This window comes from Dapis brunnea BLCC-M229 (assembly GCF_050015995.1).
GTDB lineage: Bacteria > Cyanobacteriota > Cyanobacteriia > Cyanobacteriales > Microcoleaceae > Trichodesmium.
In genome coordinates, this window is record NZ_JBNHEP010000155.1 from 37,129 (window position 1) to 48,191 (window position 11,063).

An 11,063-nucleotide genomic window follows, 5' to 3' on the forward strand; every position below is an offset into this window, starting at 1 on the left:
GGTTGAAGACCCGCGCTCTCACGTTTCAGCTGTCGCCGACATGAAAGGCGGAGCAAGTGCGGCAGCTATTAGGGGAGCGTCGTATGGGAAAACCAATCAATGTTGCGGTATTTACGACTTTTGTGCTATAGTGAAAAAATATGGCTGCTAGGCTAGCAGTGGAGCGCGCCAGTCGCTCATGGGGGAGAGCGTCAAGAACGCGCTGTCAAGTCTTTAGGAGCGACTGTAAGACTGGAAAGAGGTTCGGCCTCGGAGGCAGGTGCGTACTTAAGCAGAAAGCCCCTATCAGTGATGTTAGGGAATCCCGCGTTGCCCTTGTAAGCGCAACGTCGGGAGGATGTCAATATAGTTATTTAACATGGAAAAACAGAGGCGGGTTCATTTAATCAAATTTTGATACCATTAATTTAACACGGAACCCGCCCCTACTATTGGAACATTTTAGGTGTGGTGTGTCACGCCACTAGATACTTAAGGACTCAAAACCTGTAAAATACTTCCCACCGCCACTACCCCATCACTATCAACAGTTGCTAATACCCCCGTGTGAGCGTGACCATATTTTTCTTTGAGCACCGATAATAATGGAACATCGCGATCGCCAGTTTCTGGATCAACTTCAATATTCATACACCGCCCAATCTTAGCAGTAACAGTAATCTCAGCTTCACCTAAACACAACTTTTTCCCCACAAAATCAAATTCTGACCAAGCATCAATTCCTCCCACAACCACATTAGGACGAAATCTCCGCACATCTAATACCTGACCAGTCTTTGCTGCCAAATCATCCATAGTTGCTTGACTAATAATAGAAATATGTACGGGTTCCCTGTCAGGGTAACGACTGTTTTTCCCATCCCCCACTAACTGCAAAGGTGCTTTATGAGGATGTTGCGCTCCTTTATTGGGTTCCAGAGTAGTCAAATAATCTGTAAAAAAAGCACTTAGGCGATCGCGACCATCACATAAACTTGTATTCTCCCTGACCAACTGAACCCCTTGGTGTCGCACAGTCAAAACATCTGTTTCTGGGTCAAAATCGCAATCTAAAGCAGCTAAACCAGGCCAGTCATTCTGCACAGCAAAATGCTTTTTCCTCATCCAAGGTATTACTTTTGCTGGGGTCGGGTTGTCAGAGTCAAGAAACATCAAAGCAAAAGCGCGATCGCCTCTAATACCATGACCCGCATTTAGGAAAAGACTCTGACAAATTTGAGGAGTTAACCCCTTAACTGGATGGATAAATAACTGTTTAACTGTTGCTAATTTCATTTTATGTTTCTTAAACGATCTCTGGATAATGAGTGATAAAAAAGTTTTTGTTTGTAGTTGGGCTTTTTTAGCCCATGAAATACCTATCTTAGGGGTAGAGCAAAACTACGAGCTTTAATTATAACTATTTAACTGGGCATATTATTAGATAATAATGGGAAATTTGAAAAAATTATAGCAAATCTGGTTTAAAGTTACCTCATCAGGACTTACGCATGAGGTACGAAAAATTACGATTTAAGATTGCTTCCCTGTCGGTCGCAATGACCAAAATACGTTGTACTGCGTAAGTCCTACTCATAATAAATAGACATCTGTTGGGTTGCGCTGGCGCTTAACCCAACCTACTAGCTCGTCTAGCTTAAAAATATGGCTAAAGAGCGAGTCTGAGGAAGACCTCTCCCCCAACCCCTCTCCTGCAAGGAGAGGGAAGAAACTCCCCCTTCCCTTGCAGGGAATGGGGTCAGGGCGTTAGGTTTTACGCACAATTTTAGTCTAGATGCGCTACTACTATACTTTAAAATATATCTCACTACCTAACACTAAAGAAAATTGAATTATCATTCTGACTATTATTTACATAAAGAGTGGAAATTAACTAAATTAGGACTATTAATTTTCCCTTTATTACCAACTATGGGAATATTAACTCTAGTTTTTGCAGTTATTAGCACTCTTATAAAAAAATGGCGCAATATTATTACGAGTTCCCAAAATATAGCTTTAGCTTGTCTAGGTCTCTGGTTAGCGATCGCTACATTTTTTGCCTGGAACCGCCAAGAAGCATTTTTAGGATTAGCTAATTTATTACCCTTTTTTGCGGTGTTTGCTGGTTTTAGTGCCTTAATTAAAACTCCGGCACAACTACGACAACTTTCTTGGGTAATGGTAATTTCTTCAGTACCTGTCATAATTTTAGGTTTCGGGCAATTATTTTGGGGTTGGTCTGGTATCGTACATTTACAGATTATTTTTGGTTGGATACTTGCACCACAGGGCAACCCCCCTGGGCGAATGGCTTCAGTATTTATGTATGCTAATATTTTGGCAATTTATCTGAGTGTTGTTTTTATTCTAGGGTTGGGGTTGTGGATTGAAAAATGGAAATCTTTATACTCAGTTACCTTTAAAAATATTATTCGGTCATTGCGACTGCAACGGAATGGAAGGAAGCAATCTCATCAACTCCAAACTACTACAACAGAATACAATTTAAGACCAGAAGCAAATTTTGGTAAAAGTTTAAGTCTGAGCAAGATTTTTCAGAGCAGTTCCCATCAAAAATTTATTTTGATCACAGTTACAATAATTGGTAATGGCGTTGCATTAATCTTGACAAATTCACGCAATGCTTGGGGACTAGTTGTTTTTGCTGGTCTAGCTTATGCTATTTATCTGAGTTGGAACTGGTTGGTAGGATTAGTAATGACAGCAGTGGCAACTGTCTTCGGAGCTGCTTTTGCTCCTGCACCTTTAAGCAAATTGTTACGAGTTATTGTTCCGGAATACTTTTGGGCGCGACTCACAGACCGAAATTTTGACCGACCTGTAGCTATTTTACGAACTACCCAATGGCAGTTTGCTGGGAATATGACTAGGGAAAAGCCGTTGTTTGGTTGGGGTTTGCGGAATTTTACTCCTCTGTATGAAGCACAGATGCAAACATGGCTTGGTCATCCTCATAATTTGTTTTTGATGTTGACGGCAGAAACTGGAATTCCTGCTACTTTGTTTTTGTTTGGTTGGGTAGGTTGGATATTGGGGAAGGCAGTCTTGTTATTAATTAATTGGTCTGATATTAATTCTAGAGAAGACCGTTTAATCTTTTTTAGTTATTTAGTGGCTTTTGCTGCCTGCACTATATTTAATATGTTTGATGTGACGTTGTTTGATTTACGAGTTAACACAATTGGATGGTTGCTTTTAGCTGCCATTTGCGGAGTCAGTCGCTTCCCTGAAGTCTCAAGTCAGAAGTAATATCATTGGGTAGTCTACTCGCGTAATGGTATATTTGGATTAACAACGCTACCGCAAGGGAGCAAGATGCTCCCACGATCCTTCCCCTTGACCCAAATAATTACAATAGACCACGATTACAATGCACCACCACCTATCATTGCGATCTAGAGCTGATATCTGAATGCTATACTAAAAAATTCAGCGCACATAAGAAGCACCATTAATATCAATAGTTGCTCCTGTGGTATGAGGTGATAAACCAGATGCTAAAAAAGCTACTACATTGGCAACGTCTTCTGGTGTTGCCAACTTACCCAAGGGAATATCACGGGTAGCAAATTCTTCCCCTACTTCTTGCAGATAACTTTCTACTCTCTCAGTACGGACAAACCCTGGTGCAACCGCATAAGCTAAAATATTATCCTTCGCAAAACCACGAGCAATAGTACGAGTTAGAGAAATAACACCACCTTTGCTAGCAGCATAGTGAATATGTTCGGGGTCATCTCCCCGAAAAGCAGCACGACTAGCAATATTAATAATAGTACCACCCTTGCGAGTCTGAAAATGACGAATTGCTTCTCGAGATAGATCGGCAACTGCGACTAAATTTACTTGCAAAGTTTGTTGCCAAGCATTAGTCCAAACATCTATTTCATCATCTACGCTAGCACCGATAAAAACACCAGCATTATTTACCAAAATATCTATATTATTTTTCCAGGCGATCGCCTCTTGCCACAATTTCACAGCAGCATTTTTATCGGCTAAATTTGCCTTTAATAAATAACATTTATCTTGACCAATTTTCTCGGCTATCGCTTCTGCTGCTTGCTGTTTATGATAGTAGTGTAAAATCACATTAGCTCCAGCTTTTGCCAGAGTTTGTACTGTAGCAGCACCAATTCCACTAGATGCACCAGTGATTAAAATAACTTTTCCACTTAAATTTATCATTTTTTCTTCTTTCTTCTTACTGGAATAACACAACTGAAATATTTCATTATCTGATTGGTGAGTGGTTCATTTCATCTGGATAGTAAACCTGATTAATTTAATGCGAAATCAGCCCCTACGCTTTGCAACCTTTTAGGTGTATCACGCTACTACTGTCTACCCAATTAGAGGTTAATCTTTATATTTATAAAATCATTTATATCCAATTTTTAAATGGGATATCAGCAAGAAAAACATAGATAAAACACATAAACTTTTCCAAATAAATAACCACCAAGGATGCCTCCAAGCTTCAGTTTGTACTTCTACAATATCAGACAAGCTAAATAGCAAAAATGTGAATGTTGCTACTATTCTATGTAATCTTACTAAGTCAAAATTTTTAATCGCAGATATAGCAAAAGCACCTGCAAAAATGAACCAAATTCCTGCTTCAATATAGTTACCTTTCCTATAGAAAGTTTCTAATATTTCTGCTTGCTGAAAAGAGTCACTATTTTGAAGTTTTAACCATAATCCTATAAATATTCCTCCTAAGAAAATTAATAAAATACATAATCTGATAATTACATTTTTATTGATAAATTTTCTCTAGAAAAAAAACAAAGTTTTATCAAGATTAGAGCAGTTTCGGAGTTAGTGAGGTAGAAAGTTTGATCGCTGTAGTAAATAGGGAAGGTCAATAGGGAAGAGAAATTAGTCTTCAACTGTACCTCACCATCCGCGCAAAGTGCTGTAAATAAATTTTTTTTCTCACAGGGGATTTCATTTCAATGAGGTATTATTGCAGGTAATATACCTACTCTGTAGGAACCTTAACCTGCAAATTTCCTACCTATTCCCTAAAACAAATGAAAAAAAAATTGCTGGTATTAAAAGAATGTATTTGCAATAAATAAAGAAAGAAACTATCAGAAAAATTAATTAATGTTTATGCAACCTAATTCCTAAAAAAACATCATAGAGAAAACTCCAAAAGTTTTTCCCTTGCAAGAGTCCCAAAGATTGAGGAGAACCTTTAACATCTAAAAGTGGTTTCATTACTTCATAAGCAGGTTTGTAATTATACCAAGGTATAGAAGGCCATAAATGGTGAATCAAATGGTAGTTCTGCCCACCAATTAGGATATTGAGAATGGCACTTGGATAAACTCTAGCATTGTGCCAGCGATCGCGCTCCTCAAAAGGACGGTGAGGCAAATAATCAAAAAACAACCCTAAAGCAATACCCACGACTAAAGCAGGGGAAAACCAGAAATTTAAAATATAGTCCACAAACCCATAATATATAGATAACCCTACAATAATGAAGACTATCAAACGGCTGAAAAACCATTCCCATAGCTCAAACTTTCGCCACAATCGTCTTTTAAAAAAGAAGATTTCATGGTAGAAAAAACGAGCTGCAATTAGCCACAGAGGGCCACCAGTAGAAACAAAATGATCTGGGTCATTTTCTGGATCGTTAACGTGGGCGTGATGCTGTAGATGTACTCTTGTAAATACTGGAAAGGCAAAACCTAAAAGTAGGGCGCTGCCATGACCTAAAATAGCATTAACTAAGCGGTCTTTATGGGCTGAATTATGGGACGCATCGTGAATAACTGTTCCTGCTATATGTAAGGCTAGTACATTCATTAAAAAGCAGCACCATCCAGGAAAGTACCAGCAAAAGTGACCACAGGTTGATAAAACAACTATTCCTAAAGCACTCAAAAACATGAGTAAGTTAGTATTTAAGCCTCCAGAAGGGCCAAGTAACTCTCTTGGGACTGTTGTTTGCAGTCCTGCCTCTAACATTGTTATTTTCACTCCTTAATATTAATTAACACTTCTTCTGGTAGCATACGATACATACAACTTTTTGTAAAGATATATGAAACAATATAAAGTAAATAGGATAATTAGCATTTTTGTCAAGGGAGAAAATAAAAAAAAGTTAGGGGAGATCCCCATAGCTTTAATCAAGATCCCAAAACTTAATTAGAGAAAATCCAGGTTTTTGGTTAGTAAATAATATAAGAGTAAAAAGTAATCCTTAAATAGTTAAATTGAAATCTGTTGATTATGCTAGTCTAATATATCAAGATTACCCATGAGCATAATAACCAATAAACTAGATAGAACTGTAACTTTGTCCAGAAGTTAATCAACTATCTTTAAATTTAAACTCCGCCCTTAAGGGCGAGGTCTGATTAAAAAAATCTAAATTTTTGTTTTTTGAATAAGTTAAGTGTTTATAGAGTAATTACTATATACAAATAATTAAAAATCAAGATATTTATCCTACTTAATCTACCAAAACCCTAAACTCATGGAACTACAAAACTGTCTGCGTCGAACCAAAATAGTAGCAACCATTGGCCCGGCCACCACTAAGCCCGATGTACTTCGAGAGCTAATCAAAGCAGGTGCTACAACCCTACGACTAAACTTTTCTCATGGAACCCATGAAGATCATCAACGCAGCATTCGGCTCATCCGACAAACCTCTTTTGAGCTAAATCAACCGGTAGCCATTCTACAAGACCTTCAAGGACCAAAAATTAGATTAGGAAAATTTGAAACAGGCTCAATTTCTTTAGAGCGTGGAGAGCCGTTTATTTTGACGAGTCACTTGATGCCAGGAACTCAAGAAATTTCCTCTGTAACTTATGAACTTCTTGCAGATGAAGTGCCAGAAGGAGCAAGAATTCTCCTCGATGATGGCAAAGTAGAAATGTTGGTTGAGAAAGTAGATAAAGCAGAGAAACAGCTACATTGTCGGGTTGTAGTTGGTGGTACTCTTTCTAATAATAAAGGTGTTAACTTTCCGGGGGTTTATCTGTCAGTTAAAGCACTGACAGATAAAGACAGAAAAGATTTAATGTTTGGTCTCGACCAAGGAGTAGACTGGGTAGCACTTAGTTTTGTCCGTAACCCCCAGGATGTTTTAGAGATTAAACAACTAATTGCTAATGCTGGGAAAAAAGTGCCTGTAATTGCCAAAATAGAAAAGCACGAAGCGATCGAACAAATGGAAGAAATTTTGGCTTTGTGTAATGGAGTTATGGTTGCTCGTGGTGACTTGGGGGTGGAGCTACCAGCAGAGGATGTACCGCTTCTGCAAAAACGATTAATTTCTACTTCTAACCGGATGGGAATTCCTGTAATTACTGCGACCCAAATGTTAGATAGTATGGTGAACAACCCCCGCGCTACCCGTGCCGAAATTTCTGACGTGGCAAATGCAATTATTGATGGTACAGATGCAGTAATGTTATCAAATGAGACAGCAGTAGGTAACTATCCTGTGGAAGCTGTCGCCACAATGGCAACCATCGCCAGACGCATTGAGCAGGAAGTTATTACTTGCAATGTTTCTAACATGAATGATACAGGTCATTCTATTCCTAATGCTATTAGTCAAGCTGTTGCTCAAATTGCCCAACAGTTAGATGCAGCAGCTATTATGAGTCTGACAAAAACAGGTGCAACTGCACGAAATGTATCTAAGTTTCGACCAAGAACTCCTATTTTAGCAGTAACTCCCCATGTTGATGTGGCGCGACAGTTACAACTTGTTTGGGGAGTAAGACCACTATTAGTATTAGATTTACCTTCTGCAGGTCAGACTTTCCAATCAGCAGTTAATGTGGCTCAGGAAAAGGAGTTATTGGTTGATGGAGATTTAGTAGTGATGACTGCAGGGACTTTGCAAGGTGTAGCAGGTTCAACAGATTTAATTAAAGTTGAGGTAGTAACCGCAGTTTTGGGTCAAGGTACTGGAGTTGGTCAGGGTTCTGTGAGCGGTCGCGCTCGGGTTGCTCGTAGTGCGACAGAGGTTCGGGATTTTAATCAAGGAGAAATTTTGGTCGTTAATCAGACAAATGCTGAGTTTGTGGAGGCAATGCGAAAAGCTTCTGGAGTGGTGACGGAAGAGGATAGTGTTACGAGTCATGCTGCAATTATTGGTTTGCGGTTGGGGTTGCCAGTGATAGTGGGAGTGAAGAATGCTACCAATGTAGTGCGGGATGGAACAATTTTGACGTTGGATACTCAAAGAGGTGTGGTTTACTCTGGAGCTAGTCGAAGGTAGGACGTTCATTTGAGTTATCACTTAGGCTCCTAGGTCCGAACTGCTTTTTTCATCCTTTAAGACTTATGGTATAAGAATGAGACTTATACTATAATTCGGATAATTAGTTATAAAAAAGTCTTTGTTTGTAGTTGGGCTTTAGCCCTAAATATATGTTTGGCGCTTTAGCGCAACTACGAACCTAATTATAATATCTAGTGGTCTGTCAATTTTGAAATGATGGGTTGAGATAAGACAAGGAAGGAAAGTAGACAAGACAGAAAATCTAATAGCTTATCCCTCAAATCAATCTTGACAGACCACTAGTAGGATATTTCCTGATATTCAATTCCCGTAAGGTTTTAAGCAGAAGTAATTATCAATTATCCATTATCCATTAATGAATCACTCCCACTCACCCTGCAAAGTAAACGCCCCCCAATAATACGGACTCATTCCCTGTTGCCACATCTCTAACTGTGCTGCCCGCAACGCCTCCACAGGTGATAATTTCTGGTCTAACATTCCTTGATAAAACTGCGACATTAAATCTGCTGTTCTAGAATCATTAACAACCCACAAGGAACCTACTACCCGTTTTGCCCCTGCATACATGAAAACTTTTGTCAAACCTACCAAACCTTCTCCTTTAATATCCTTTCCTTTTGCTGTTTGACACGCACTCAATACAACTAATTCGGCTGGTAACTTAAGGTTCAAAATGTCATTTAGTCGCAGGAAACCATTTTGCCAGTTACCATTTTTATCTACTAACGACATGACCACGCCTGATAATTCTGGTTGCTTACCATTAGCAAAACCGTGAGTGGCAAAATGTACAATCTGATATTGACCTAATTCCTGACTGGTTGCTATTTCTCTGTTGGCCTGAAAATCAAAAGCTTGAGTGCGTTCCGACTCTGGTATTAAAGCCATAATTGCTTCTGCTTCAGTGCGAGTACCTGGAAGTCTATCCCATTTTATACCTGCGTCTCTGGCGGCTCTATCTAACTGTTGTGCCTCTAGGGGAAAAGCACGACTGCGGTTTTCTGATGTAGATATTGTGGTAGTTTTTCCTGTGACTCTTACATCTTCCGGGCTAAATACTGGGTCAGCAATAATAGCCACTTTTTTTGGGGCAAGTTTCCGAGATTTTGTGCCATTGCGGATGTTGGCAATAGTAGTAGCTGAAGGGAGATTTACTATTTCATGGTTGACTATTAAAGGTTGATAACCATCACTTTCTCCATCGGTATTTGGTATTGATAAGGCGGAAAAGGGAATTTCTTGTAAGAAGCGATCGGCAACTATTAATAGACGTTTTTTGTTTAATTTATCGGCAACTGGTTCGATCATAATTTCTGTCAGCTCATCAGCAGCACTATCAATTGTTTTTATGTCATCATTTACCATGGGAATTGTAATTCTCATCATCAACTCTGTAGCAACAGTTTTAATTTTGGCTTGGGGTGGGAGTTGATAACTGTTGATGCTGTCTTTGGTAACTGCCCATAAATAGCTCCTTTTTTTTCCCAGAGAATATTGTAGGAGTAAGGTATCATTATCTAATACCTGTTGTTGAACTTCATTGAGAGTGAGGGGTTGAGGTTGAGTTAGGGCATCATAATTTGGGCTTGCGATCCGAATTTTGACCCGTAAATGATTGTATTCATCTATGAGTTGGTCTCTTATTTTTTCTATGTTAGCTTTTTGTTCGGGGGTGTATTCTCCACTGAGGAGTTTAATGCGTTGGGTTTCGATGGCATTGAGTTTTTGTTGGAGTTTTCTTTCTGCGGTGGCTAGTTGGGGATCTATTCCTTGGCGGATATTGACCCTTGCTTCATTGAGGAATTCGAGGAAGGTACGGGCACGACTACGTTCGCTGGCATGGAATGCTTTGGCATCATAACCTTGGTTTGGTTCTTGTTGGTGTAGTTGCATGAGTAAGTCGATGTAAAATTCATATCTATCCTGAACGGTGGCGAAGTAGGAGGCGCGAAGTTCGATACTAGCAACTTTAGTGCGGAGGTCTTCGATTATTTCTAAGGATTTTTCTATGAAAGTTAGGCTTTCAGTGAGTTTACCTTCGTCTCGTTTTAGTCTAGCGATATTATAAAGAGTAATTGCTTCCCCACCCCGATCGCCTACTTGCTGAGATAGATGTAATGCTTGCTGCAAATAATCGAATGCAATTTGTTTTTCTCCTAAGCTATCGTAGACACCGCCAATATTATTGATAATGATGGCTTCCCCACCCAGATATCCTACTTGCCGATATATAGGTAAAGCTTTCTGGTAGAACTTGAGTGCAATTTGTCTTTCTCCTAAGCGATCGTATACACCTCCAATATTATTGATAATGATGGCTTCCCCACCCAGATATCCTACTTGCCGAAGTATAGGTAAAGCTTTCTGGTAGAACTTGAGTGCAATTTGTCTTTCTCCTAAGCGATCGTAGACACCGCCAATATTATTGAGAGTGTTTGCTTCTCCACTTCGATCGCCTACTTGCCGAAGTATAGGTAAAGCTTTCTGGTAGTAATTGAGAGCAATTTGTTTTTCTCCTAAGCTATCGTAGACAAGGCCAATGTTATTAAGAGTGTTTGCTTCTCCACTTCGATCGCCTACTTGCCGAAGTATAGGTAAAGTTTGATTGTAGTAATTGAGAGCAATTTGTTTTTCTCCTAAGCTATCGTAGACACCGCCAATATTATTGAGAGTGGTTGCTTCCCTACCCCGATCTCCTACTTGCCGATATATAGGTAAAGCTTGATTATAAAAATTGAGAGCAATTTGTTTTTCTCCTAAGCTATCG

The 11,063-nt window shown here is 39.3% G+C and carries 6 protein-coding genes; 2 read left to right on the plus strand and 4 right to left on the minus strand.

The annotated features are described in order from the left end of the window. Positions 1–471: 471 nt before the first annotated feature. Positions 472–1,275, minus strand: coding sequence for an MOSC domain-containing protein (locus ACP6PM_RS18500; protein ID WP_426587154.1), 804 nt, complete (start codon positions 1,273–1,275; stop codon positions 472–474). A gap of 552 nt (positions 1,276–1,827) precedes the next feature. Between ACP6PM_RS18500 and ACP6PM_RS18505 the strand changes: the two genes are divergently transcribed. Then, positions 1,828–3,252: an O-antigen ligase family protein gene (locus tag ACP6PM_RS18505; protein ID WP_426587156.1), complete on the plus strand. Its 1,425-nt coding sequence runs from the start codon at positions 1,828–1,830 to the stop codon at positions 3,250–3,252. Between the two features lie 180 nt (positions 3,253–3,432). Here the strand turns inward: ACP6PM_RS18505 and ACP6PM_RS18510 are convergent, their stop codons facing one another. Together ACP6PM_RS18510 and crtR are read right to left on the minus strand one after the other, a co-directional pair. Then, complete coding sequence (locus tag ACP6PM_RS18510; protein ID WP_426587158.1) at positions 3,433–4,191, minus strand: SDR family NAD(P)-dependent oxidoreductase; 759 nt, start codon at positions 4,189–4,191, stop codon at positions 3,433–3,435. 924 nt (positions 4,192–5,115) lie between these two features. After that, complete coding sequence (gene crtR / locus ACP6PM_RS18515) at positions 5,116–5,991, minus strand: beta-carotene hydroxylase (protein WP_426587160.1); 876 nt, start codon at positions 5,989–5,991, stop codon at positions 5,116–5,118. Positions 5,992–6,505: 514 nt separating this feature from the next. Between crtR and pyk the strand changes: the two genes are divergently transcribed. Next, positions 6,506–8,269, plus strand: coding sequence for a pyruvate kinase (gene pyk, locus ACP6PM_RS18520; RefSeq protein WP_426587162.1), 1,764 nt, complete (start codon positions 6,506–6,508; stop codon positions 8,267–8,269). A 384-nt stretch (positions 8,270–8,653) separates the two neighbouring features. Here the strand turns inward: pyk and ACP6PM_RS18525 are convergent. Continuing rightward, positions 8,654–11,063: CHAT domain-containing protein (locus ACP6PM_RS18525; RefSeq protein WP_426587164.1), on the minus strand; the 2,410-nt coding region annotated here is incomplete at its 5' end.

What these genes read in the sequence shown, in the direction of transcription:
- ACP6PM_RS18500 (WP_426587154.1), bottom strand. Translation starts at nt 1,275, where the DNA reads ATGAAATTAGCAACAGTTAAACAGTTATTTATCCATCCAGTTAAGGGG.
- pyk (WP_426587162.1), top strand. Translation starts at nt 6,506, where the DNA reads ATGGAACTACAAAACTGTCTGCGTCGAACCAAAATAGTAGCAACCATT.
- crtR (WP_426587160.1), bottom strand. Translation starts at nt 5,991, where the DNA reads ATGTTAGAGGCAGGACTGCAAACAACAGTCCCAAGAGAGTTACTTGGC.
- ACP6PM_RS18510 (WP_426587158.1), bottom strand. Translation starts at nt 4,191, where the DNA reads ATGATAAATTTAAGTGGAAAAGTTATTTTAATCACTGGTGCATCTAGT.